This window comes from Variovorax sp. P1_H2 (assembly GCF_056405295.1).
This window is the reverse complement of sequence record NZ_JBFUCJ010000107.1, coordinates 1-25,354: the sequence shown is the minus strand read 5'-3', so window position 1 is coordinate 25,354 and position 25,354 is coordinate 1. Positions and strand designations below refer to the sequence as shown.

Annotated in this window: 22 protein-coding genes; 20 read left to right on the top strand and 2 right to left on the bottom strand. The window is 62.7% G+C overall.

Going from position 1 to position 25,354, the window contains the following annotated elements; genetic code table 11:
• The first annotated feature begins 648 nt into the window (after positions 1-648).
• Together AC1D2E_RS27740 and AC1D2E_RS27735 are read left to right on the top strand one after the other, a co-directional pair.
• Positions 649-1,164, top strand: a complete 516-nt coding sequence (locus AC1D2E_RS27740; protein ID WP_478200376.1) for a hypothetical protein — start codon at positions 649-651, stop codon at positions 1,162-1,164.
• A 227-nt stretch (positions 1,165-1,391) separates the two neighbouring features.
• On the top strand, positions 1,392-1,868 hold the full coding sequence (locus AC1D2E_RS27735; protein WP_478200375.1) for a GNAT family N-acetyltransferase: 477 nt from the start codon (positions 1,392-1,394) through the stop codon (positions 1,866-1,868).
• Positions 1,869-2,532: 664 nt separating this feature from the next.
• On the opposite strand, the gene AC1D2E_RS27730 is transcribed toward AC1D2E_RS27735, so the two are convergent.
• The gene (locus AC1D2E_RS27730) at positions 2,533-4,323 is read right to left on the bottom strand and encodes a winged helix-turn-helix domain-containing protein (RefSeq protein WP_478200374.1); all 1,791 of its coding nucleotides are present in this window, start codon (positions 4,321-4,323) and stop codon (positions 2,533-2,535) included.
• Positions 4,324-4,618: 295 nt separating this feature from the next.
• On the opposite strand from AC1D2E_RS27730, the gene AC1D2E_RS27725 reads away from it, so the two are divergent.
• The 10 genes from AC1D2E_RS27725 to AC1D2E_RS27680 all read left to right on the top strand — a co-directional run bounded on the left by AC1D2E_RS27725 (position 4,619) and on the right by AC1D2E_RS27680 (position 15,574).
• Positions 4,619-5,443, top strand: a complete 825-nt coding sequence (locus AC1D2E_RS27725; protein ID WP_478200373.1) for an adenylate/guanylate cyclase domain-containing protein — start codon at positions 4,619-4,621, stop codon at positions 5,441-5,443.
• A gap of 96 nt (positions 5,444-5,539) precedes the next feature.
• Positions 5,540-5,971 carry a DUF695 domain-containing protein gene (locus AC1D2E_RS27720; protein ID WP_478200372.1) on the top strand — a complete coding sequence of 144 codons (432 nt, stop codon included), beginning with the start codon at positions 5,540-5,542 and terminating at the stop codon, positions 5,969-5,971.
• Between the two features lie 90 nt (positions 5,972-6,061).
• Positions 6,062-6,496 carry a DUF695 domain-containing protein gene (locus AC1D2E_RS27715; RefSeq protein WP_478200371.1) on the top strand — a complete coding sequence of 145 codons (435 nt, stop codon included), beginning with the start codon at positions 6,062-6,064 and terminating at the stop codon, positions 6,494-6,496.
• Positions 6,497-6,608: 112 nt separating this feature from the next.
• Complete coding sequence (locus tag AC1D2E_RS27710) at positions 6,609-7,742, top strand: IS110 family RNA-guided transposase (RefSeq protein ID WP_478200370.1); 1,134 nt, start codon at positions 6,609-6,611, stop codon at positions 7,740-7,742.
• A gap of 473 nt (positions 7,743-8,215) precedes the next feature.
• The gene (locus AC1D2E_RS27705) at positions 8,216-8,656 is read left to right on the top strand and encodes a hypothetical protein (RefSeq protein ID WP_478200369.1); all 441 of its coding nucleotides are present in this window, start codon (positions 8,216-8,218) and stop codon (positions 8,654-8,656) included.
• A gap of 332 nt (positions 8,657-8,988) precedes the next feature.
• On the top strand, positions 8,989-10,449 hold the full coding sequence (locus AC1D2E_RS27700) for a patatin-like phospholipase family protein (protein WP_478200368.1): 1,461 nt from the start codon (positions 8,989-8,991) through the stop codon (positions 10,447-10,449).
• An 845-nt stretch (positions 10,450-11,294) separates the two neighbouring features.
• Positions 11,295-12,209, top strand: a complete 915-nt coding sequence (locus tag AC1D2E_RS27695; protein WP_478200367.1) for an ABC transporter substrate-binding protein — start codon at positions 11,295-11,297, stop codon at positions 12,207-12,209.
• A gap of 756 nt (positions 12,210-12,965) precedes the next feature.
• Positions 12,966-13,877 carry a LysR family transcriptional regulator gene (locus tag AC1D2E_RS27690; protein ID WP_478200366.1) on the top strand — a complete coding sequence of 304 codons (912 nt, stop codon included), beginning with the start codon at positions 12,966-12,968 and terminating at the stop codon, positions 13,875-13,877.
• A 79-nt stretch (positions 13,878-13,956) separates the two neighbouring features.
• Positions 13,957-14,304 carry a RidA family protein gene (locus tag AC1D2E_RS27685; protein WP_478119639.1) on the top strand — a complete coding sequence of 116 codons (348 nt, stop codon included), beginning with the start codon at positions 13,957-13,959 and terminating at the stop codon, positions 14,302-14,304.
• 34 nt (positions 14,305-14,338) lie between these two features.
• Positions 14,339-15,574, top strand: a complete 1,236-nt coding sequence (locus tag AC1D2E_RS27680) for an NAD(P)/FAD-dependent oxidoreductase (RefSeq protein ID WP_478200365.1) — start codon at positions 14,339-14,341, stop codon at positions 15,572-15,574.
• A 174-nt stretch (positions 15,575-15,748) separates the two neighbouring features.
• On the opposite strand, the gene pyrF is transcribed toward AC1D2E_RS27680, so the two are convergent.
• Complete coding sequence (gene pyrF, locus AC1D2E_RS27675) at positions 15,749-16,741, bottom strand: orotidine-5'-phosphate decarboxylase (RefSeq protein WP_478200364.1); 993 nt, start codon at positions 16,739-16,741, stop codon at positions 15,749-15,751.
• A gap of 213 nt (positions 16,742-16,954) precedes the next feature.
• Here pyrF and AC1D2E_RS27670 point away from each other — a divergent pair, with 213 nt between their 5' ends.
• The 8 genes from AC1D2E_RS27670 (at position 16,955) to AC1D2E_RS27635 (ending at position 25,126) form a co-directional block, all read left to right on the top strand.
• Positions 16,955-17,977 carry a LysR family transcriptional regulator gene (locus AC1D2E_RS27670; RefSeq protein WP_478200363.1) on the top strand — a complete coding sequence of 341 codons (1,023 nt, stop codon included), beginning with the start codon at positions 16,955-16,957 and terminating at the stop codon, positions 17,975-17,977.
• A 105-nt stretch (positions 17,978-18,082) separates the two neighbouring features.
• Positions 18,083-19,702, top strand: a complete 1,620-nt coding sequence (locus AC1D2E_RS27665) for an AMP-binding protein (protein WP_478200362.1) — start codon at positions 18,083-18,085, stop codon at positions 19,700-19,702.
• A gap of 1 nt (position 19,703) precedes the next feature.
• A complete protein-coding gene (locus AC1D2E_RS27660; protein ID WP_478200361.1) occupies positions 19,704-20,936 on the top strand; it encodes an acyl-CoA dehydrogenase family protein in 1,233 nt (410 codons plus the stop codon).
• A 78-nt stretch (positions 20,937-21,014) separates the two neighbouring features.
• Positions 21,015-22,010, top strand: a complete 996-nt coding sequence (locus AC1D2E_RS27655) for a Bug family tripartite tricarboxylate transporter substrate binding protein (protein WP_478200360.1) — start codon at positions 21,015-21,017, stop codon at positions 22,008-22,010.
• 306 nt (positions 22,011-22,316) lie between these two features.
• Complete coding sequence (locus tag AC1D2E_RS27650; protein ID WP_478200359.1) at positions 22,317-22,937, top strand: tyrosine-type recombinase/integrase; 621 nt, start codon at positions 22,317-22,319, stop codon at positions 22,935-22,937.
• A gap of 138 nt (positions 22,938-23,075) precedes the next feature.
• A complete protein-coding gene (gene chrA / locus AC1D2E_RS27645; protein WP_478200358.1) occupies positions 23,076-24,329 on the top strand; it encodes a chromate efflux transporter in 1,254 nt (417 codons plus the stop codon).
• A 92-nt stretch (positions 24,330-24,421) separates the two neighbouring features.
• Positions 24,422-24,757, top strand: a complete 336-nt coding sequence (locus AC1D2E_RS27640; protein WP_478200357.1) for a hypothetical protein — start codon at positions 24,422-24,424, stop codon at positions 24,755-24,757.
• An 87-nt stretch (positions 24,758-24,844) separates the two neighbouring features.
• Positions 24,845-25,126 (top strand): hypothetical protein, encoded by a 282-nt coding sequence (locus tag AC1D2E_RS27635; protein ID WP_478200356.1) that lies wholly within the window; start codon positions 24,845-24,847, stop codon positions 25,124-25,126.
• Positions 25,127-25,354: the final 228 nt, after the last annotated feature.

The following is a 25,354-nucleotide window of genomic DNA, read 5'->3' as shown; positions in this document are numbered from 1 at the left end:
TCTGGTGCGCCGATTGTCTCCTCCACCCTAACTTGGTGGATTTTCCCCGAGGCAGTGCCTCGGGGATCTTCTTTGAGGTCCTCGGATGGTTCGCGCGAATGCGAGAGGACCCTCGCCATCAGACCACGCACATTTCCTTCAACTGAGACAGCCCGGCCCTGCAGGCCCTCGATTTCTCACAAGCAAGGTCGAGTACGCAGCGTGAGCCGACCTTCGAGCCCGAACTACGAACTGGAACTGTCGGCCAGAAGCGGCTGTGCAAACGAAGTGCCCGTACGATGACGACCGTGGCCATATCCGCCTTTATCGTGAAGGTCCCCGGCGCCGAATCCCTGGTGGGAGCGCTGCGTGAGCGCCTCGATGCGACATCGAACCTTGGCGTCCCTGCCCACATCACGGTGCTGGTTCCCTTCATGAACCCCAGCGACTTCAATGCCGGCGTGCTGGAGCAGGCGCAGCGCCATCGGGGGATGAAGCGRAGCTGCCGGGTTGGGTGGAGCCGTSATTTGGCCACTGCTACACTGGCGGAACGATGCAGCCAASGCCTTCGCAGACGCGCAGCGCGAGCGAGCTTCTCGACCAGAATCGCCGCTTCTACGACTTGCTCTGGTCCGGTGCTCGCCTCGTCGAGCCTCAACGGTTCAATACTTGGCCGCTCGTGCGATCCCTGCTACCCGAGTCCGGACGACGGCTCGAGGTTGGGCCCGGCCTGAGACACTCGATATCATCGAGCATGTCGACGACGGGGACGGCGCACTGTCAGAGCTATCGCGGGTTGCGAAGTCAGGTGCGGCTATCCTGATCTCGACGCCACTGCACCCCTCGCTTTGGACCTCGTTCGATGATTTCGTAGGCCACAAGCGGCGCTACGAGCCGCCGTGCCTGCTCGCAAAGCTGGCGCAGCACCACCTCGTTGTGGAGCGCAGCGCGGTGTTCGGGATGAAGCCGCGCTCGTCGCGCTTAGTCGACATCGGCATGTGGTGGCTCTCGCATCATCGTGAGCTGGCCATGTGCGCGTACAAACGGGTGTTCATGCCGTTCGGATTGCGATTCCAGAAGGAGCTGCAGCTCGGCCATGGAATGATCGCAACAGACGAGGTCGACGAGATCCTGCTCGTGTGCCGAAGGGATGCTCGGGCCGACTCCCTGGCCGGCCCAACGTAGCCGCGGGCAGTTGTCGATAGGAATCACCGTGAGGACTTCGTGCTCGCGTTGCGAAGGGCGTGCGGATTGCCCAGCGATCACCGAAGGGCAGCTTCCCTGGAGCGGCTTCGGAATCACGCTCCCGGCCAACACCAGACCTTCGCCGATGACGCCCAGTTCGCGAACACCCCAAGGTCGGCGACCTTGCCGACAGGCTACAGGCGGGCGAGCAGCGGACGTTGTAAGAAATGCTCTCAAAACCCTCAGTCGGGCAAGCCAACGTGGCACCTTCAATAGTCCAAATTCCCGACCTGACTTTTCCAGAGTGGTTCCCTCTCTGGTTCGACTATGTCCAGCCTTACATCACCGACCCAAACCTGCCGCTGCATAAGACAACGTTCGAGCGGCTTACATCCCCGACGTCAGCTCTTCAAGGGGTCGTGGCTTTGTCGGACCAACCGTTGGGCTTCGCACACTTCTACTTCGAACCATCCACCTGGGACGTCGCCGAACCGTGCTATTTGCAAGACTTATATGTCGCTCCCCACGCTCGTGGGCTCGGATTGTCCGAACTCTTGGTCAACAAGGTGGYCGCTATCGCGCGAGAACGTGGCTCCCCTGCGGTCCATTGGCGTGTCCGCGAATCAAATGCACGAGCCATCGCGTTTTACGAACGAATTGCGAAACGAACCGACCGGCTTTGCTACAGCATCTCGTTGCGCTGACGCGCCGAGCTACGACAGCCATCGGCCAAAGCGGTCGTCCAACGTGAACCCTCAATTCAGCTAGAAAACATGCGAAGCGTGACGATTGTCGTCGTAAGCCCCACCGAGTTGATGAGAGGCGTGCCCGATTGAGCGATTCAGGACCGGGTGTTCAGCGCCGTGGATGCATCTATTGATGGGCAGCTAACAGGGAAATACCCGGAAACGCTCGGGCAGACGGTTCGAATTCAGGTGGACTGCCCCTTCGGGAAAAATGATGACCTGGTCAGCCGCGTGGCGGACCTCAGCGCCAACCCTGAGTACGTCACGGCAACAAGGAATCGACCTACGTCAGGGCAGTACACGTGGTCACCGGCCATCAACTTGGTAGATTCCAGCCGTAACCTTTGGCCGGCCGCCCTCGGCCATTCACTGGGCCGTGCGGAGCACCACTGCCCAGCTGCAACACCGCCTAGGTGCAGTAGCACAGAATGCACTCGCGAAGCTGACCGTTCGGCATGGGAAGCGATGCTCAGGTGCGTACTGTGCTGCGCAAGCACCTTCGCGACGAAGAACAGACAACGCGAGAGCGTTCCGCGACGACCCCACCCGCCTTGTAGTACGCGCTTCATCGAAGCAATTGCAGTCACACCACGCGCTCCTTGCCGCTCTGGGTCCGACACGCTCAAGGAAAACCAGCCTCTCGCGCGCTGGCGATCAATCGATCGCGGCCCTCGACGAAGGCCGGGCTCCCGTCTCGCATGAGCGCGATGATGCCGGATCCATCAAGCTTCGGATTGCGCGCCAGTTGGCCTTGCACAAKACGTTTGGCGTCTGACATTTGTCCGTTCCGCACAAGTGACGCTGCCAGCAGCGTCTCGTATAGGGGCAGCTTGGCGTTCGCACTCACCGAGCGCTGGGCGCTTTCGGCCGCGGCCGTGTACCGCCCGAGCATGAACTGATCCAACCCGACTTGGCCCCACCAAATCGCCACGCGTGCGTCGAGGGGGCTGATTCGTATCGCCGTTAGACAGTGACCAGCGCTCTCCTCGAATCGCCCAATCCTCTGAAGAGCGACACATCGATGTTGGTGGGCCGTCGGATCATTGGGCTGGCGCTTCACCAGAGTCTCCGATACGACTAGCAGCCCAGGCCAATCCCCCTTCGAACTCATCAAGCTGGCCTTGGCTAACAATGCAAGATGCTGATTGGGATCGATCTGCTCAAGCCGGTCCATGGCCTCTTCGGCTCGGCGCATGGCGGCAGCTTTGTCCTGGAAGTAGCCAAGGGAAACCCCGGCGCTATTTACAAGACTAACGCCGGCAAGCGCATGAACCGAGTTCGGATCCTTGGCAACGGCCTGCTCGAAAAGGCTCCTGGCCTGGGCATAGTTTTCCTCGCCTATGTAGCGCAGCGCAATACCAAACCCCTGCATCGCCAGATCGTCCGCAGCCACCTGGTCAGGTTTCAAGCGCGCGACGCGCTCGCCGCTTAACTGCCCAAACTGGAGAAGGAGCGCTCTGCCAACACGAAATGCCACGTCGTCCAACGAGCCTCCCAGATCTGCTCGCTCAATGTCGAAATCCTGGGTCCACCGCATCACGCCCGTTTCACCCTCGACCAGCTCCATGCTCAAGCGAACCTGATCGCCGTCGCGACGTGTTGCACCGCGCAAAACATACCGGACACCGAGTTCGCGGGCGACTTCGCGCGGATCGACGGCCTTGCCGTAATACTTTCTCGCCGTTTCCCGCCCGATCACGAGCGTGCCATCCAAGCGTCCCAAGGCCATCGTGAGCTCGGCAGTCAGTCCGAAGGCAAACCAGTTGTCGTCCGCAGGGCCTCCAAGATTCTCCAGGGGCAAGAGCACCATCGAGGTAACCGGCGAGGTAACCGGCGAGGTAACTGGCGAAGTCTCAGTGCTGCGCCTCGATTCCGAATCAGGGCGCGTCGGGGACGGGGTCACTGCAATTCCGCCGATCAGCGCAACAAGGAGGACCGAAACCGCGGTCGCGGCGGGCCAGTGGCCACGCATGGCGCCGCCAATTCCGACTGGAGGTGCTGAATCGGTCTTCGCCTCCGCGGCCGGCGCGGCGGAAAAACCGACGCTGGAACCCGCCGGCTCGGGATAGCTGACGACGGGGGCGTCGGGGACCAACATGTATCCGCGCCGCGCCAAGGTACGCACGAGACGATGCTCACGATCGTCCAACGTCCTTCGAATGTCGGCTATTGCCTGGACCAGCGAATCCTCGCCGACCACCACCTGTGGCCAGACGCGGGACATCAACTCGTCCTTGCCGACCACTTGATTCGCGCGCGAACCAAGGACCATCAGGATCTGCAGCGACTGATTGCGCAGCTCGGCGACGCGCCCGTCCGCTGTCAGCAGCTCCCCTCGCTCCAAATCAAGGACAAATCCAGAGAGCGCAAGCTTCTTTGCATCAATCTGTCTCTTGCCGAATGCGAGGTCCACGACAGCCTCCTATCGAAAGGCGGGATCACAGCGCCACACGTGCCCAGATCGGAATTTTTTCGGTAATTTTTCAGGAGCTCTCCAGGACTTTTCCGGGTCTCGGCCGGAAGCTCTAGATGCCCAATCAAGCAGGAGGCTCACGTGAAAAAGTCGAGACTATCCCACTTTGTGTCGCGCCGCATCCAATATCCAGATGGTCCGGTGCCGACCTCCCTGGCCGCCCGATCCGTTCGCCGTGGCGCAACGGAGGCAAACCTAGCAGATCAGTTCGAGCGAAGCGCGGCTGGAGGCTGACATGGAACCCCTCTTCACCCCGACAACGCACCCACTGTCTGGCATCCCGCGGCAGCCATTCCTCCTCCATTCCTTGAAAGCGCGGGCACCTGAAAGCGCACAGGCGGCAGCCGAGTACGGATCCATGCACGGATTCGCGAACCACGCGTGTCACCGCAAGGCCCGGAAAGACGGCAAATCAGGAGGCGGATACCGGCATCTGACCATCCTCTTCTCCGACTTGGCGGAATCGGTTCGCCTGGGCGGAGGCATGGAGTCAGATCAGTACGTTGAGATGCTCCGCGATCTGCGTGGCCTCTGTCGCGGCATTGTGGCAAGGAACGGGGGGCACATCGCCCGACTGCAAGGGGATGGGGTCCTCGCGTTTTTCGGTTTCCCCGAGTCCCTCCCGGACGATGGTCTTCGCGCCGCCGTTTGCGCGCTCGAGCTTCACGCCGCCGCGCGCGAGATGGTGATTTGCCCGGGTGAGCTAGGAGTGCCCTCGGTGGCATTGCACTCTGGAATTCATGCGGGCGTTGCGTATCTCGAGCGGGGAGACGTCGAGCGCGGCAGGTTCGATCTCGTAGGCAACGTGCCCAATCTCGCCGCTCGGTTGTCGGGCCTCGCCGGAAGGGATCAGCTCTATATCAGCGAACAGGCGCTGGGAGAGCCTGCCCGCATCTTTGGGACAAACGACCGCGCTGTCTTGATGATCCGCGGGTGGACCGATCCACTTGCTGTATATATCGTTCAAGGGCAGGCGCAGGAAGGCTTGGCGGAATCTCTGGACCCAATTCGAAGCATGGCTAGATGTAGGCCCCCTGAGTGGGAGTTGGTGCAGACGTAACTTTTCCGTCGGCTAGGTCAGAATTCGGCCCAGCCGACATTCAACATCGACCGAACCCCTCAGCCAGCTGCAATTCGAACGACCCGCCGAACCGTAATGACCAATTCATCTCCCTCTGGAATAATAGTCGAAACCAAAAAAGATGGTCTCCGAATTTTCTGGACATTCGTTCCAGAAATGCCTCCAGAAGAGGAAAGTCTCCATTCACCCTGGCTTACGGTTCTTAGTTGGCCGTACGACGGGTCTATAAATAGTGGAATGCCAGATACTGCCTCAAATGAAGGAATGATGGCGCTTGAAGATGTACTCGGGGAAATTGAAAGGCCTGGCTTTTGTTTCGAGGCATATCGCCGCATTGGTGACGGGCTGAGAGAGTTTGTGTTCTACATAGCCAATCAAGCTGAATTTATGACCGAACTGAACGACCGGCTTAAAAAACACCCCAAGTATCCGATTGAGATAACGTTCTATAGAGACGATGATTGGTCTGATTTTCAGAGCCTTATCGACGACCTCGGTACAGTCTAGGATGACCGCCGCCAAACGCAAGACCAGACATACCGTTGCTCCTCCCAATTCATGAAACTTAGCCTATTTGTTGGGGCTGCGGCTCTCGCCATGGCAGCGGCTTCCGCCGCCCAGACGTGGGCGACGGCGACCGCGAGGAACCCCGAGAGCGACCGCGTCATCGTGTATCGCTTCCTCAAAGAACTGCCGCCTGGCTTTGACAAGGCGGCCCAACCCGACAAATTCGTCATCGCCTGGAAATATGAGGGAGCACGCGGCATGCCGGCCACTGCTGAACGGCAGCGTATGGACGCGATGGAGGACGCTTTGGAGGCGGCTGGCGGAGGCCGCTCGGCGACGCTAGCGCTGGTTTCGACGGGCAACAATCTGAGACGGTGGGTCTACTACGTGCAATCGGACCAAGACTTCGCCGCTCGCTTGCGTCGAGCGCGGGAGTCGATGCCTGGCCTCCCGCTCGAACTGCGTTCTGAACCAGACCCTGGGTGGAAGACCTACGAGGCGTTCAGGGCGACCGTCAGGGAATGAGCGGACAGAGAGCGCTACGGCAGGATGCGGCCAACAGATGCTATGTAGGACTACCCGAGTCATCCCCGTTTAGCTAGAACGGGATTTCCAACCTCTAGGCAAGGAGACGGAAATGACGACCCAGACAGTCCTACCGGGCAAGAATACGGCGAAGGCCGACGAGCTGTACATCAGCTTCGAGTTGGGCGACAAGAAGTGGAAGGTGACGGTCAGCAACGGCTGCCGCGGGCCGAGCCACTACAACGTGGACGCGGGCGACACGACAGCGGTCGTCGATTGCATCCGCAAGGCGGCGGACCGCTGCAAGCTCAAACCGCAGTGCAAGGCGCATTCCTGCTACGAGGCCGGGCGCGATGGCTGGTGGCTGCACCGCTGGTTGGTTCAGCAAGGCGTCGACAACATCGTGGTCGACGCCGCCAGCATCGAGGTGAACCGACGTGCCAGGCGGGCCAAGACCGACCGCCTCGACGGCGACAAGCTGCTGGCGATGCTGCTGCGCCACCACGGTGGCGAACGCGTCTGGTCGGTGCTGCGCGAACCGACACCCGAGGACGAAGATGCGCGCCGCACGCATCGCGAGCTCGCCCGGCTGACCACGGAGCGCACCGCACACATGAACCGCATTGGCTCGCTGYTCGTGCTGCACAACCTGCGCCCGAACGTCGTCATCGGCGGGCGTGATTGGGCAAGCTGGTGGGCGCGTCATCGCGAGGAGGTGCCGCCCGTGTTGCGTGCCGAAATCGAACGCCAGAGCGCACGGCTGTCGCTGGTCAAGCAGCAGGTGAAGGCGTTGGAAGCTGAACGGCGTCTGGAGGTCGAAACTGGCAAGCAGCCGGTGGTGGTGCACCTGACTCAGCTGCGCGCCATCGGTCTCAAGACAGCCTGGGTGCTGGACAAGGAGCTCTTCGGCTGGCGGCGCTTCGCCAACCGGCGCGAACTGGCTGGCTGCCTGGGTCTGGTGCCCACGCCCTACGACAGCGGCGGCAGCAAGATAGAGCAAGGCATCAGCAAGGCGGGCAACAAGCGAGCCCGGGCGTTACTGGTAGAGCTCGCCTGGGGATGGCTGCGCCTGCAGCCCGACAGCGCGTTGACGCAGTGGTTCAACCGGCGCTTCGCCGGCAGTGGCAAGCGCATGCGACGCGTGGGCATCGTGGCGCTGGCACGGCGCCTGGCCATCGCGTTGTGGCGGTATCTCGAACATGGGGAAATTCCGGCCGGTGCGATGCTCAAGCCGGCCGGCGCGTGAAGCAACGCGAGCGATTCCAACCCCCACACGGTTAGGCAAGGAGCACATTGATGGTCAAAGGTCGACGCGCCCGTAACGTCCGCGGGTCACTGCACAGTGACCGTCCAAACAGATTGGGCGTGTCGGTAACTGGGGTTTGCCATTGCGCTTAGCGCATGCTGCATGAGGTGCACGGCATCCACACCGTGCACGGATAGAAGCTCGTCCGAGCAGTGGCTCGAACGCTCGTCACGCCCCGACCTTGGGCCCGGATGCATCTCCCGAGCCAAGCCCTGTCCGTAGACTCAACGCAGTGCAGAGGCCATCATGAAATACCATCCATCGATATGTTGACCGACACCGCTTGACAAACAAGTCCTCATAGAAGCGGAAGTTCGTCACGGCCTCCCAGTTTTCCTCCAACCCTGCCTCCCAACGGCTCGCGAGCTGGCTACAGTCGGCTGTTTCCGGGCGTTGAGACGGCCTCGGACAACGTGCTCGAAGAGGTCAATTTGCAAAAGTATTTCGCTGTTGAGCCTGAAGTTGCCGGCGGACTCGGCGAACACACCAACATCAATCGTTCGACCGTCCCGTTTGAAGTCACGAGGCTGCACTATGTCTTCGAGGGCTGGATGGGAGACGCGCTGCTTGAAAGCACCCCATGCTTCCTGGTCACTGAGGAACTTGCAGCGACGATTCGCGACCAGGCGCTCAGCGGAGTGAGCTTCGACGAGGTCGAGGTTTCAACGTCGCCCGAGTTTGACGAACTTCATCCGGACATCAGGCTGCCGACCTTCTTGTGGCTCAAGATTGAGGGCGAGCCGGCGAAGGATGATTTTGCTCTTTCGAGGCTGACGCTGGTCGCTTCCGAGAAGGCTCTCGCCGCCCTCGAACGCCATGGCCTAGCCCACGCCACGGTCGTTCCGTTCGCATGACGGCACACGGCCAGGAGCGGTCCATCATGGCTGCCTCCCAGTTCGCTGGAAAGCGGTCACTCCAGGGATCCACAAGGCGCAAACAGGAGCACTTGACCGTGACCATTTGCCCACGGTTTTCATCACCCATGTGGCCTGCGGCAGAGATCGAAAGCGTGGCCTGGCGCGATGATCTGCGTCAAGATTCGATTGCCCGCGACATGCTGTCCAGTGATTGACGACCTGCCGCAAGCATGGTCGTGTTGTCAAGCCAGCGCGGTCGAGCGGGACTGGAAATCAAGGCGTGGTGAAATGAGCATGCCAACTTAGTGGACGGCGGAACGAAAGAAATCATGAATCCCACACACAGATTCCGTCTCCTCGCTGCCGCGCTCCTTGCCATGCTGGTCGGCTGCGCCTCGCGCCCGATCAATCCACCCATCACCCAGGCTGACCCGACAACGGGGTATAGCTTCGAGACGCGCTCAGGCATAGCCAAAGACAAGGACAAGGACAACCTGACCATCCTCGCCTTCTCGGGCGGCGGCACGCGTGCTGCCGCCTTTTCCTACGGGGTTTTGGAGTTCCTTCGCAAGACCGAGGTCGTCGGACCGAAGGGCAACAAAGTCCGCTTGCTCGACTCAGTCAGCATCATTACCGGCGTGTCCGGCGGCAGTTTCACCGCGCTCGCCTATGGCCTGTATGGTGACAAGCTGTTCGCGGACTACGAGCAGCGCTTCCTGAAACGCGATGTACAGGGCGAGATCACCGCCCGCGTGTTCAGCCCGAAGTACTGGGGCGATCTATGGTCGACCGGCTGGGGCCGTTCCGAATTGGCGGCCCAGTTGTACGACGAAATCCTGTTCAACGGCGCTACGTTTGGCGATCTCAACCGCGGCGACGGCCCGACCATCTTGGCGTCAGCGACGGATATTTCGACCGGCTCCCGCTTCATCTTCACGCAGCGCCTTTTCGACGTCATCTGCTCGGACCTCAACGCGGTGCCGCTGTCCCGCGCCGCTGCGGCCTCGTCGGCCGTACCGGTTGTGCTCTCGCCAGTCACGATCAACAACTATGGCGGCACTTGCATCCGGGTCCAGCCGGCCTGGGTAAAGCCGTTCGTCGGATCCGACAATCCACCGAGACCCGCCGCACGAGCCATCCGCTCGCTCAAGGCCGAGGAAGCTTTCGGCGACGGCGTCCATCGCCCGTACCTTCATCTCGTCGACGGCGGCGTTTCGGACAATGTGGGCATGCGTGCCGTGCTCGATGGGCTGGAGGTTGTCCAAGCATTGCACGAAGCAGGTATGCCAACGCCACTCGACAGTACCCGCAGGATCGTTGTTTTCATCGTCAACTCACTCTCTTCGCCGCCGACCAACTGGGACGAGTCGGAGAGTCCTCCAGGCACCGTGGACATTCTGCTCAAATCGGCGGGCACCCCGATCGACGCCTTCTCCTTCGAAGCGGTCGAGCTTCTGAAGGACACGGCCAAGCAGTGGCAGACGGCGCGCCTGCTCCGCAACTCGGCGGCAATGGCGGCCAACAAGGATCCTGCGGTTGCCGCGGCATTGAGCCTCCCGAACGCCGAGATTTATGCCATCGACGTATCGTTCTCGGCGCTGAAGGACAAGGCTGAATTCGAGTACCTGAATCAACTGCCCACGTCGTTCGTGCTTCCCGCCGAGGCGGTCGATCGCCTGCGCGCCGCAGCGGCAACGCTCATCATGGATTCGCCCGAATTCAAGCGCCTGCTGAAGGATGTCGGCGCCAAGCTGGTTGCGGAACCACCGGCTGGTGAAAGCCCACACTGAAACACCACGTTGAGCGGCTGCTCTTCCTCCGGCGAATATCGGCTTTCGGGCAGCTCGAAAGTCCGAAGTGGGCCCATTGCGGGCCTACAGCGGACGCCGAAAGTGCCCGGAAGCGGTCTTTTGACAACGGTGTTCCCGACCTGGCCAACAACTTTGAAAAAGCGGGCGGCGCAACTATGAAAGTGGCGCTCGCAAGCTGTTGATTTTCCTCGGTTACCAAGTGCGACAACCTTGGAGGAACTCAGTTCGTGAGTTCGTTCAAAGTTTGACGGAAATTCCATCAAGATTACGGTCTAACTTTGACGGCGGCGCGCGTAAGTTGTTGATTCAATTGGAAGACGGTCACAGCGGCCTCCGAGCTCGGTTTCGTCGGGCACGAGCGTGGCGAAGTAGGGCAGGGAAGGGCGGCGAGCGCGTCGAACCCAGCAGTCAAACAAGCCACCGATGATGAAGCGCGCACTGACCGCCCGGCCGGCCAAAATGAGCAAACAGCCGTTCCCGGGCCAGGACCGGTCATTCGAGGGACCATGAAAACTGTGCGTGAGTGGCTTGCAGCCGCGGCGACTGTCTGAGCGCTCGTTCGGCGTCCGACTGCCTGCGCGCGCCGTCTCTATCTATCGCCGCGCGCACCAAACGGATGTAGCCTAGCCCACGGAGTCGCTGCGCGGACCTGCCCGTGATTCACTGAGGCGGCGCGCAGTCCGACCGGCGCGGCTGGAACTGAAAGGGGGTATGCCATGCGAACGCTTCATTGGATGACGGCTCGTTCCAAAGATGTGCGGCGAACCCTCATCGGCACCGCAGTTGCGCTCGTGGCGGCGCCGTGGGCCACGCTGGCGCAGCCCGTGGCGCGCAAGGTCAAGATCGGCTTTCTCAGCGGCGCTGGCCTTGGTCCCAGCACGACGCACGGTATGGTCGAACCGTTCCGACGCGGCATGCGCGAACTCGGCTATGTCGAGGGGCAGAACCTCACGATCGAGTTCCGCTGGGCCGATGGCAAGCAAGAGCGGCTGCCCGAGTTGCTGGCCGAGTTGCTGCGGCTCAAACTCGAGGTGCTCGTCACCACCGGCAATCACGCGCCAATGCTGGCCAAGCAAGCCAGCAGCACGCTGCCGGTAGTGGCCGTGGCGACAGATGACCCGGTGCAAATCGGGCTTGCGCTCAGCATCGCCCGCCCCGGCGGCAACATCACCGGGATATCTGGCTCGTTCAAGGGCATCCTCGCCAAGCGATTTCAGTTGCTGAAAGACATCGTGCCGTCGGCGCGCAAGTTTGCGGTGCTTTTCAATCCGTACAACGCGACGCGAACCGGCATTGAGAACGACATTGCAAGCTACGAACGCACGCTCGCGGTGCCGGTGCTGATCTTGGAAGCGCGCGGCCCGGACGACTTCGACGCCGCCTTCGCAGCGATGGCCAGGGACGGGGTCGATGCCGTCGCGATCCTCACARATCCCACGTTCTTCGTCCACCGCGCCAGGCTGGGCGAGCTGTGCCTGAAATACCGGCTGCCGTCCGTCTGGGGCCACAAGGATTTCCTGGAAACCTGGGGCGTGGTCTCGTACCAGGGCGACTTCGCGGCGATGTTCCACCGCGCGGCCGCACTGGTCGACAAGATCCTCAAGGGCACGAAGCCGGGCGAGATCGCGTTCGAACAGGTGAGCAAGCTCGAACTGGTCGTCAACCTGAAGGCCGCCAAGGCGCTCGGGCTCAAGATCCCGCAAATGGTGCTGCTGAGCGCGGACGAAGTGATCGAGTGAACGTTCGAATGACGGCAACGGGCCCGAACCGGGCTTTCAGCGGACGGTACAGGTGCTCGAAAGCGGTCGTTGGATGTCAGCTGGCGACCCGACCAACAACTTTGAAAAAGTGGGCGGTGCAACCTTGAAAACGGCGCTCGTAAGCTGTTGATTTTCCTGGGTTAGCAAGCGTGACAACCTTGGAGGAGCTCAGTTCGTGAGTTCGTTCAAAGTTAAGCGGAAATTTCATCAAATTTAATGTTTAACTTTGAACGCGCAGCCCGTAAGCCTTTGATTCTCAACAAGAAATCTCCTCGGGCCTAGGCTTCCCTCCGCCGAGTTCAACGTTGCACAGCGATCAAGAGGCATGGTCGGTCCCAGATTTGCCGAGGCCGCCGCCTGCAACCGTGGCCAACGGTGCGGGTGCTGGACACAGTTCGGCGACCAATTGCCGAGCTCCGGCATTCATTCGCTCCTCCATCTCAATGCCCATTCTTTTCGCGCACGCGCAAGGTACGGGTGAACTCAAAACTCTTCAGCAGATTGACGCCCTCGAGCAAGCCAAGGCGACGCTTGAGATGCTCTGGTCAAGCACGCGGGCGCGAACCACGCCCCCACCAGCCGGCGATCGCGCCGTGCGCGAGCGAGCTGCGCGTCGGCGAAGGTGACCCGGTTCGCTATGCCGCCTGATTCAAGTTCGTTCATGCCGGCTCAATAACAAGCGCAATCATTAGAATCTTTCGTTGCCGAATCGGCATTCGACAACAAGGAGGCAGGATGCAGGGCAGGGTGTTGCAGGAAACGGCTGTGCGCTACTTTCTCGAAGTCGCGCGAACCGGCTCGGTGAAAGAGGCCGCGCTCAAACTGAATGTTGCGCCCTCGGCGGTGAGCCGCCAGATTGCCCGCCTCGAAGCCGATCTGGACACCTTGCTTTTCGAGCGGCGAGCGCGTGGGATGGTGCCCAATGCCGCCGGCGAACTCTTGGCGGCGCATGCGCAGCGAGTGCAGCAGGACATCGAGCGGGTCACCGGCGAGATCAGCTCCTTGCGCGGTCTACGGGCGGGCAGCGTGCGCCTCGTCAGCGTGGTCGGGTTCGCGTCCGAATTCCTCCCGACGCTGATCGCGCGGTTTCATCTTCGCTATCCGGGCTTCAAGTTCCACCTCGAGGTGTGCCCCAGGGGCGACATCCCGCGTAGGATCCGCGACGGCGAGGCCGACATCGGCATCACGCTCAGCGGCGTGCCCGAGGCGCGGATCCGCGTCGAGCTGCGCCACCCGAGCCCGGTGCTCGCGGTCATGTCGCCCGGCCATCCGCTGGCTGGGCAGCGTCAGGTTTCGCTGAGGCAGGTGGTCGGCTATCCGCTCGCGCTTCCGCCCAAGGACACCTCGTTGCGGCAGTTGCTCGAGATCAGCTGCAGCCGCCAGGGCCTGCAATACACCGCCGCGCTGGAGAGCAACCAGTTCGATGCGCTAGTGAGTTACGTCGCGGCTTGCGACGCCATTGCGTTCTACGGCGAGGCCTCGATCCGGACCCGCCTCCAGCGTGGAGCGATCGTTGCAGTCCCCCTGCGAGACCGCGAGATGAACGAACGCCATCTCGAAGTCCAAACGATGGCTGGGCGCAATCTGCCGGATGCGGTGAAAGCGTTTACCGAATACCTCGTCGAAGCCTTGCAGGCTCCGGATTGATCAATCGGTTTCCTTTTTGGCAACGGTAGCTTCTGAATATTGCATCCACGGCACTCCAACGAGCCCGGAAAATGGCCACATGAGCACTACATCTGCCCTTCCATTCTCCAAATTCCGCACCGCCGCCGACCTCGTGTTCCTGTCCGGAGAGGTGCCGGTGGCCGCTGACGGCAGCATCCCCGAAGGAATCGAGGCGCAAACCAGATTGACGCTGGAGCGGATCGCCGCGACCTTGTCGACCGTGGGATTGGGGCTGTCGGACGTGGTGTCCGCCACTGCATTCCTGACGCACAAGGAGGACTTCGCTGCCTTCAACGCGGCCTATGTGGCTCATTTCTCCGAGCCCCTCCCGGTGAGGGCGACAGTGTGTACCGGGCTGCTGGCTCCGTCGCGGATCGAGATCAGCGTCATCGCAGCACTGAAGTAGTAACTGCTCGCGATCGGCGAGTCACTGAACACTCATGAGCTCTGAAATCCTGGTCCTAGGCGCCGGTATGGTGGGCGTGAGCACTGCCCTCGCGTTGCGGCAGCGCGGCCACCAAGTCACCTTGATGGACCGCCGCAGCGCCTGCCGGGAAACCTCGTATGGGAATGCCGGCATCATCCAGCGCGAAGCGCTGCTGCCCTATGCCTTCCCGCGCGACTGGCGCTCACTCGTCAAGGTTGCGCTCGGGCGCGGTAACGATGTGCACTACCATCTGTCGGCGATGTTGGGGCTCGCACCATGGCTTGCCCGCTACTGGAGCAACTCGGCGCCGGACACATACCGACCGATCGCGCAGGCGTACGGCAGGCTCATCGAACACTGCCTGTCCGAGCACGATGCATGGATGCGCCTCGCCGGCGCGCAGGATCTCGTCAGCAAGAAGGGCTGGTTGCAGGCCTATCGGACGCCGTCCTTGCTGGATGCAGCAGGAGCACAGGCGCGGGAGCTGGCGGAGCACAACGGCCTTTCATGCGAGGTGCTCGACGCCGCCGCGCTCGCGCGAACGCAACCTGCGCTGCGCGGGCAGATGGCCGGCGCGATCCACTGGAAAGACCCGTGGTCAGTCTGCGAGCCGGGAGAGCTGGTGGAGCGCTATGCCGCTTTGTTCGAGCAACTCGGCGGCAGCTTCGCCATCGGCGAAGCCCGCTCCCTGCACGAGCAACGCGGCGGCTGGGCGGTGCGAACGGCGGATGGCGGGCTCGAAGCCGAGCATGTGGTGATCGCACTCGGGCCCTGGTCCGACGAGGCCACCCGTGCGCTGGGCTACCGTCTTCCGCTGTTCATCAAGCGCGGCTACCACCGGCACTATGCGGAGGGCACAACGCTTGCCATGCCGATGCTGGACCTTGAACTTGGCGTGATGCTCGCGCCGATGAAGCGCGGCACGCGCATCTCGACCGGAGCGGAGTTTGCAAGGCGCGACGCGCCCGCCACACCCGTGCAGCTGTTCCACGCGGAAAGGTCCGTCCGGCAACTCCTGGATCTCGGCTGGCCCGTCGAAATGAACCCTTGGCTCGGCGCGCGGCCCTGCACGGTCGACATGAAGCCCGTCATCGGGGAGGCGCCCCGGCATCGCGGACTGTGGTTCAACTTCGGCCACGCGCATCAAGGCTTCACGCTGGGCCCCGCAAGTGGGCGGCTCCTTGCGGAGCTGATGACTGGCGAATTGCCCTACATCGACCCGGCACCTTACTCGCCTCGTCGATTCTGACGGTCTTCCCGATTCAGACCGGCTCGACCAACCCGGCCGCAGACGGGCAATCGCGGGTTTCAGGAGCGTGTGCGCACTGACCACGCGTCGGACAACAATCGGCCAAAAGCTGACAGTCGGCGGGCGTCCTCGATTCGGGCGCGTTGTGGTCCAAACCAGGTGGGACTAGGTGCTTCAGCGTTGCTGGATGGCCGCCGCCAGTTCAGCACGCACTGCGGCGAACACGGCAGCGGGATTCGAGGCACGCGATATAGGGCGACCAATGACCACGTGCGTCGCGCCGGCCTCGATTGCCTGCGCGGGAGTCGCAGCTCGCGCGTGGTCGCTTTGGGCATCGCTTGACAGCTGCGTGCCTGGGGTCACGATAAGCGCACCCGGCGGCATAGCCTCGCGAAGCAGCCCCGCTTCCAATGGCGACGATACGACGCCATGGCAACCGGCTGCGGTTGCAAGGCGGCCCAGTCGTGCGACCTGCTCTGAAACCGTCGAGGCGACGCCTACTTCTTCCAAATCCCGGTCACTCATGCTGGTGATGACGGTGAGCGCAAGAATCTTCAGTTGAGGGAACTGACTCGCGGCCTGAACTGCCGAGCGAAGCACGGCGGAACCGCCTGAGGCGTGCACAGTCACCATCGAAGCACCCAGATGTCCGGCTGCGGTTACCGCGCCCGCCACCGAGCTTGGGATTTCCAGCAGCTTGAGGTCCAAGAAAACGCTCTTCCCTGCGTCTACGAGCTCGCGGACGACCGAAGGTCCTGCGGCCGTCAGCAGCTGCAGGCCTACCTTGTAGAACGTAGCAGCTGCACCCAGCTGCTTCACGAGGTCTGCCGCCGATGCGGCGGTAGGGAAGTCGAGCGAAACGATGATGCGGCTGTCCAAACTCATTGACTTGTCCTCAATGCCGACGCCCCGCGCTCCTCGGAAAACCGCGAACTGGGCGAGCGTACGCAGCCTATCATCTGACAGGCAGAATGCGGCCAACAGCAGACCTTCGTCGTGGCCGTCCAGTTTTGCCCGAACCGGCAAGGTCGTTGCAGCGCGGCTTGGATACCGTGACGACCCCACGGCACGACCGAAGCTCAGATGCGCGCTATCCTGAACCTGAACAATTCCTTGTCGCCGCCGCTTGACCTGCTGGACCGGATACTCCCCGGCGCGACGCTTCAACCGGAGTCAATATTCGAAGCAGCCTAGCGCCGAGGCCTCGCCTACAGGTTCGTTGCCATCCCAGAATCGTGGGGTGGCAGGCGGCAATGCGGAAGCGCAAGAGGCATGGTGGCAAAAGCGACTATGCTCAATCCAGGGCTTGGCGGACCGCCTTCCGGAGACCGCGGTCGCGAACAGTCGAATCAACCGCTACCAGGATCTCCTGACCACGCCGTGGACCTTCGCACGCTCCGCTACTTCATTGCCGTTCTGGAAGCGGGCAGCCTTTCGCGCGCCGCTGGCAGCCTCTACATAGCGCAGCCCGCTCTGACCGCGCAGATCAAAAAGCTGGAGGCGGAATTGGGTGCGCAGCTCTTCGAGCGTTCGCACGCGGGCGTGACGCCCACGCAGGCCGGCGTACAACTCTATGAAGACGCGCGTCGTCTCCTGAGTGACGCCGACGCGGTGCGCGAGCGCATACAGCGGCTGCCGCAAGGGCCGGAAGGCTCCGTCACCGTGGCGCTGCCCTTTCTGTTGGCGTCGCTGCTCATGGGGCCGGTGCTTGGGACGCTGAAGATCTCGCACCCCCGCATCCGCGTCTTTGTCCTTGACGATTTGAGCCTCGGAGTGAAGAAGGCCATGCTGGACCGGCGCGCGGATGTGGGCGTGCTGGTCGATGCTCCGCAGGTTGAAGGTCTGCAATGCATGCAGCTCGTGCGGGAAGCCATGTACTTCTGCGGCCACGATGTGGATGGCCGAGTGCGTCGCATGCTTCGCAAACCGGCTGCGGCGAAAGCAGCGAGGCCCACACGCGCAAAGAGAACGTCCTCGAGGAACAGTGACGGCATCCAGCGCCCGGAGATCGATTTTTCCGATGCAGTCGCCCAAGCGCTGGTCCTGCAGTCGCGTCGCTTCGCCATCCGCCGACGCGTGGAGGATGCTGCGGCTGAGCTTGGCTTGCAACTCAACATCGCGCATGAACAGGATTCCACGCGCGTGATTCGATCTCTGTACCTGAGCGGCGCTGGCTTCACCTTCACACCGGCATGCGCACTGAACGATCAGCCGGCACCGCGCTCTGACTGGGTCGTTGCGCGCGTTACCAAGCCGGTCCTCCATCGCACCTATTCGCTGGCCACACCGGCGGGCAAGGCGGCGGATGCAGCGACCCAAGTCGTCATGGATGCGCTGGTAGGGCAGATGAAGCGGATGATCKAATCGGGCATCTGGGAAGCCGACTGGCTGGACAGAAACTGAAGGGCCATCATTTCCGTTGATCTCTCTGGATCAACAAACGGTATTTCCCTGATACCCCGCCTTCTGGGACAGTCGAATCAACCCTGCGGCACAGCGCCAGCGGGCATGTTCCAGGAGACAGCCATTAACACCTCGACCCCCCTTTGTGCCGCGGCACAGCGACCCGTTGCCAACGTCGGAGCACTCGTGTCGCGAAGCGCGCGCGCCCATGCGAGCCGAATTGCCATCAAGACCCAGACGCGCAGCATCAGCTTTGCCGAGCTGGAGCGTCGCTCCAACCGTCTTGCCAATGCGCTGCTTGGTCTGGGCCTGTCGCGCGGCGATCGCGTGGGCATCTATCTGCCCAACCGGCCCGAGATCGTGGAACTGGAGCTGGCCTGCTACAAGGCTGGCCTCGTCAAGGCGCCCTTCAACGCCCGCCTTTCGCCGACGGAAGTGGGCGAGATCGCGGCCAACAGCGAGGCTGCCATCATCGTCACCACGGCCGCCCGGGTCGAGTCCTTCAGACCGCACATCCAAGGCGCAATGCCGCTGCTGCTGCTGGTGGATGAACAGGTGGGCGGCGGAGGCCAGGCCAGCTCGTACGAAGACGCGCTCGAGCGCGCCAGCGACGCCTTCACGCCGGTGGCGGTTACGGCCGACGAGGTCGCAGTGCTGCACTACACCTCGGGCTCCTCCGGAGTGCTGAAAGCGGCGATGCAGACTTTCGGCAATCGACTCGCGCAACTGCGCAAGTTCCTGCTGCGCTCCGAGGGGATGAACGAAGGCGACGTGCTGGGGCTTGTCGGCCCGATCACGCACGCTTCCGGCATGCAGTTGGTGCCGGCCCTGTGCTGCGGCGTGACGATCCGCTTGTTCGACAGCTTCGAGCCCGGCCGCTTCATCACGGACATGCGCGCCGACCGCGTCACGCACACCTTCATGGTGCCGACCATGATCAATATGCTGCTGGGCGAGCTCGAAGGGCAATACCGTCCGCTGCCCGACCTGGTGCGCCTGGGCTATGGCGCCGCGCCGATGGCGCCCGCGCGCATCTTGCGGGCCATGGACGTGTTCGGGCCGGTGCTGTCGCAGGGCTATGGCGCGGGCGAAACGACCTCCGGGGTGTGCGCACTCAGCGTGGCCGATCACCTGTACGCCCGCGCGGCACGTCCCGAGCGCCTGGCATCGTGCGGCAGGCCCTTGCTCGAATGCGACGTGCAGATCCTCGACGACAACGACCAGCCTGTGGCCACCGGCGAGATCGGCGAGATCGTGGTGGGCGGCGAAGACATCTTTGCCGGTTACTGGCGTGCGCCAGACCTCACCGCCGAGGTCTTGAAGAACGGCTGCTACCACACCGGTGATCTGGCGCGCATGGACGAGGAAGGTTTCGTCTACATCGTCGATCGCAAGAAGGACATGGTGATCAGCGGCGGCTTCAATGTGTATCCGTCCGAGGTCGAAGCGGTGCTGTATCAGCACGAGGCAGTGAAAGAAGCCTGCGTGTTCGCCATCCCCGACGACAAGTGGGGCGAGGCGGTGGCCGCCCATGTTGTGCTCAAGTCCGGCCTGGCGGCGGACTCGGGCCTGCTCGACGCTTTCTGCGGCGAGCGCCTGGCCGGATTCAAGCGCCCACGCCATATCGAGTTCGTCGACCAGCTGCCCAAGAACCCGAACGGCAAGGTGATGCGCAAGGCAGTGCAGGGACCCTACTGGGCTGGACAGGAACGGATGGTGAACTGACATGGACGCAACGACCACGACCTCCAGCACCCGAGTGCCCGCGCCCCTGTTCGCCGGCCCCTTCGAAGGCTCCGAGCGCGCCGCCGGGATCATCGAGCGCGTGCAGCACTACCTGCACGGCGAACTGGCCCAACTGGCGAGCGAACACCAGGTGGACCAGGAGCACGGCGCGCCACGGGAACTGCTGCAGCACGTGTGGCGCCGCTCGCGCGAGCTGGGCTTCTATGGCATGACGCTGCCCGCCAGGATGGGCGGCCTCGGCCTGACGGTACTCGACCACGTGCTGATCAAGGAAGCCATCTACGCCACCGGCTCGCCCTTTGCGCCGCACGTGTTTGGCGAACTGAGCGGCCCGCCGCGGGTGGGCGCGCTGGCGCGCCAAGCCACGCCCGAGCAAATGCGCGACTTCATCATCCCGGTGGCGCAGGCCGAGAAGGCGATCTGCTTCGCGTTGACCGAGGCAGAGGCCGGCTCCGACGCCGGCGCGGTCCAGACGCATGCGGTGCGCGACGGCGATCACTTCGTCATCACCGGCCGCAAGCGATTCATATCGGGCTCGCCCTTCGCCGACTATGCGGTGTTGATGGCATCCACCGCCGCCGATCCGTCGCGCGAGCGCGAGGTGACGGCATTCTTCGTCGACCTGAGTTCGCCCGGAGTTCGTGTGGAGGCAGGCTACAAGACCATGGCGGGCCAGAGCAGCACCGGCGACATCGTGCTCGAAGGGGCTCGCGTACCGGTCGGCAATCTCATCGGCGAGCCGGGCCGCGGCTTGGCCCTGGCGCTGGGCCGCATCACGGTCAACCGCCTGTTGCACTGCCCGGCCATGGTGGGCCTGGCCACGGTGGCGCTGCGCGATGCGCGCGACTACGCCACGCAGCGCAAGCAGTTCGGTCGCGCCATCGGACAGTTCCAGGCCATCCAGCACATGCTGGCCGAGGCTGCCACCGAGTTGGCCGCGGCCCGCGCACTGATGATCCACACTGCGCGTCAGATCGACCTCGGCGCCGAGGCCCGCGCCGAAGCGTCGATGGCCAAGCTGTTCTGCTCGGAGACCGCGTTCCGGGTCGCCGACAAGGCGGTGCAGGTGCACGGTGGCGAAGGCATCGTCCAGGGACGCCGCGTGGAATTCCTGTTTCGAATGCTGCGCATGTACCGCGTGCTCACCGGCACCAGTGAGATCCAGAAGAACACCATCGCCAAGGAACTGCTTGGCGAGTTGCCGGCCCGCTAGCCGAGGGCCTTTGCAGGTGCCACTGCCGGCTGCACAGTTTTTCCTTTTGCCTACAACTAGATTTCCGGAGACAAGAAAATGACAGACATCGGTCGCCGAACCTTCCTGCGCCATGGCACCTTCGTTGCCGCGCTGTTGGCCTTTGCATCGCCTCACCTCGCGATGGCACAGCAGGCACCTTATCCAAACCGCCCGATCAAGTGGGTGGTTCCCTACCTGGCCGGTACGGGGCCGGACATCACCACGCGCATCCTGGCCGAGGCGGTCGCGCCCATCCTCGGTCAGCCAGTGGTCATCGACAATCGCGCGGGTGCGGCGGGCAACATCGGGGCGCGAGTGGTCGCGAAGGCGCCAGCCGACGGCTACACGTGGATCTACTCCGCTGCGCCCATGGCGGCGAATATGCTCATGTACAAGAGCCCTGGCTACGATGCGTTGAAGGACTTCCGCCACATCATGCGACTGACCAGTTCCGACATCGTCGTCGTCGTGGACAGCAAGTCGAACATCCGCACCGTGCACGAGTTGGTCGCCCAGGCCAGGGCTAGGAATGGGCAGATGAACTATGCATCAGGCGGCGTCGGAACGCCGTCGCACTTAGGCGTGGAGATGCTGCTCACGTCGGCCGGCGCGCAGGCCACGCATGTACCCTACAAGGGCGCATCGGAACTGGTCAACGCGGTGATCGGCGATCAGGTGACGTTCGGCGCACCCATCTTCAGCGTGGCCTATCCGCTCATCAAGGCCGACCAGCTGCGTGCGCTGGCCGTGGCAGGGTCCAAGCGCAACCCCACGTTGCCGGGTGTGCCCACGTTGGCCGAGGCGGGCATCAAGGGCGCGGAGCTTTCTTCATGGGGGGGAATCTCAGTGCCCGCGGGCACGCCCGAGGCGGTTGTGGAGAAGATCCGGAGGGCCTTCCAGCAGGCGCTGAACCAGCCGAAAGTGATAGCCGCGCTTCAGCAGCAAGGCGGGTTGGTGGACATTCAGGACTCGGCCGCCTACGTCCAGGGCTTCAAACATGAGATGAGTTTCACCGAGGCAATGATGAAGAAGGTGGGGCTGGAGGCAATGTAGGCACAACAGCCCGCTCGCCTTGGCGCGACTTCTCTCCCATGGACCTTGCAGCCGCTCGGAGTGATTGAGAGGAACCGTGGACGAAGTCGACCGTCGTGGACATCGCGAAAACTAGCTGAGTTGCCGGTCTACGAGGCCCTGAATCTCCGTTGGAATGCAGCCGACGACGCAGGCAAATGGGGGGCTGAAGGTCTGCTTCGGAGCAAGCTGTACTTCCGCTTGGGGCCCCTACCCGCTGAAGCAGCCCGCCATCCGTCGCGACCGGCATTGGCGCAGACTGACGCTCCATCCCTACAGGAGCTCATCATGGAAGCAACTTCGACGTGTCATCGCGAGCCGTGGAACAAGGGGAAGCTCGTTGGGCAGAAGACCCCCTTCAGGCTCAAGGAAATCTGTGCCATCCGAGTCCGTCTGCAGCTCCAAGGCCGTGTGCGGGACCTTGCGCTGTTCAACCTTGGCATCGACAGCAAGCTCCGGGCGTGCGACCTCGTGCAGCTTCGCGTCCGCGATGTTTCAAATGGCGAGCGCGTGGCCGCCCGCGCGAAGGTGATGCAGCAGAAGACCGGGCAACCGGTTCAGTTCGAGATGACAGGCCCGACGCGCCTGGCCGTCGAAGCCTGGATTGCTACGGCCCAATTGAAGCCCGGAGATTTCTTGTTTCCGAGCCGGGTCCAGCAGTCGCCGCACATTGGAACGCGACAGTACGCCCGCATCGTGGACGGCTGGGTCGAGGAAATTGGCCTGGACAACGCAACGTACGGTACGCACTCCATGCGCAGGACGAAGGCCTCTTTGATTTACCGGCGAACGAAGAATCTGCGTGCCGTGCAACTCTTGCTCGGCCACAGCAAGCTCGAGAGCACGGTGCGCTACCTCGGCATCGAGGTTGAGGACGCGCTGGAACTGGCGGAGCAGACCGACGCCTGAAGCCGTCAGCCGCCCGGGCGCGCTGGACCGGGCGGCTCTCCGGCAGAATGCGGCCACACTACCCGACATTTGCCGTCGAGTCGCGCTCGGCGCTGTGCCATCCCCTTCCCACGCGGTGTGTTCGGGCAAATCACTTCGATGAACCATCCTCAGCAACCCGACCCCAAGCAAACAGTAGAAGCCGTCACTGACGGAACCCGCTCAATCCACTCGCGAGGTACGGTCGTCGAGGTCCTTCTCGCGTTTCTCAAACTTGGACTGACGTCTTTCGGCGGACCGGTCGCGCACCTCGGCTACTTTCGCGCAGAGTTTGTAGAACGCCGCCGGTGGCTCGACGACAAGAGCTACTCTGACCTGGTCGCGTTGTGCCAGTTTCTGCCGGGGCCGGCCAGCAGTCAGGTCGGCATCGCGCTGGGGCTCGGCCGCGCCGGATGGCTCGGCGCATTGGCGGCTTGGCTGGGCTTCACGCTGCCCTCGGCCGTCGCGCTCATCCTCTTCGCGGTCGGTGTGAACGAGTGGGCGGCGCTCTCGCAATCGGGTGCTGTTCATGGCCTGAAGGTGGTCGCCGTCGCCGTTGTCGCGCAAGCCGTTTGGGGCATGGCGAAGTCGCTGTGCCCCGACCGCCTCCGCGCCGGTGTAGCTATTGCCGCAGCTTTGCTTGTCCTCGCTGTGCCGTCGGCTGCGGGGCAAATTGCGGCCATCGTGGTCGGCGGCGTCATTGGGCGCTGGAGACTTGAACTGGGACACCTTGCCCCAGCGCAGCACCGCGACTACGGCGTCAGCAAGACGACCGGCGCTGTTCTGCTGGGCCTGTTCGGTGCCTTGCTGGTGTTGCTACCAATCCTGGCAACCGCGGTCCAGTCCCCGGCGCTGTCGGTCGCCACCATGTTCTATCGGGCCGGAGCCTTGGTATTTGGCGGTGGGCATGTCGTGCTTCCGCTGCTGCAGGCCGGCGTCGTGCCAACCGGCCTGGTCTCCAACGATGTCTTTCTCGCTGGTTACGGGGCGGCGCAAGCCGTTCCGGGCCCCTTGTTTACTTTCGCGGCCTACCTCGGCGCCGTCATGCCGAACCCCTTGGGCGGTTGGGTCGGCGGATTTGCCTTGCTGCTGGCCATCTTCGCGCCAGCCTTCCTGCTCGTGTTCGGAGCCCTGCCGTTCTGGGAGCCATTGCGCCAGCGTGATGGGGTTCAGCGCGCCATGGCCGGTATCAATGCGGCGGTGGTCGGCGTACTGGTTGCGGCGCTCTATGACCCGGTCTGGACGAGCGCGATTCGCTCACGCGCCGATTTCGGGCTCGCATTGGCGGCGTTCGGCCTGCTGGTCTACGCACGCCTGTCGCCTGTACTGGTCGTCGCGCTATCGGCGGCAGTTGGATGGGCGCTCGCGCTGTAGGCGCTGGATGCTTGGCGGGCAGAATACGGCCAACTGCGGACCTTCGTGGGCAGCGTAGAAATGTCTACAAACTAAAAATCTAGGGGTGCTACGTGAACAGGCTCGACGAAGGTCAGCTGGGCGAGGCTTGTCAGGCGGTTGTGGATGCCGCACGAGCACTTGCTGCCGGTACGGTCCCTTTCGTGGAAGGCGTCAGACAGTTGGCCGCGCTGCGGTCCGATGTATCAAGGCTGGACCATGACCCGGACTTCATGTTGTTCGTCGGTGTTGCCAGTGAAGCAGACCACCTGCCCTCGAAGGACCTCCGCAGCCAATGCTCGCCAGCCTGGCTCGAGCAGTGCGACCGCGAAGCACAGGAGCTCGAGGCGTTCTATCGGGATAATATTCGTGCGGCATGCGTGCGCCTCGTTGGCCGATTTTCGTCATGAGCGCGCAAGGCGCGGACCAGGCCGAGGACAGGAATCGGACAATAGCTGACTGACATTCCGTCCAAACAAACTAGGTGCGAGATGGCAATGAGCATCCCTTTTGACCCATTGGTGCGTCCGGTCTACGCGCATCTTGAGCCCGTGGTCGATTTGCTTCTGCAACATGGCAACGAGCTTGCGCTGCCGTATCGATGGGGCGAGAACCGAACTGGATACTTCTGCCATCTGGTAAAGACCATCGACTTTGAGCTCATCGAATCCGAGCTTGTGCTGCCGAGCCACGTGAGGCTTTCGCGGGAAGAAGGCAGCGTTGAATGTGACGTGACGTGGGCGTCGATTAAGGGTTCGATGGCTCAGCGATTGAGATGAAGGTGAAAGTCCGGAGCCTGTCCTGAATTTTGTGTTCGAGGCATAACATGACCACAGGAAGCATGTATGCCAGTAAGCAAGACAAAAGCGAAGAACGCGGCGATCGCCGCCAGGATGGCGGCACTGCCGTCGATTCCCAAAGAGCTGATTGACCAGTTTGTTTCGGGCCCGATGACCGGCGAGGCCGTCAACGAGGCGACGGCCGCGTTCAAGAAGGCGCTCATCGAG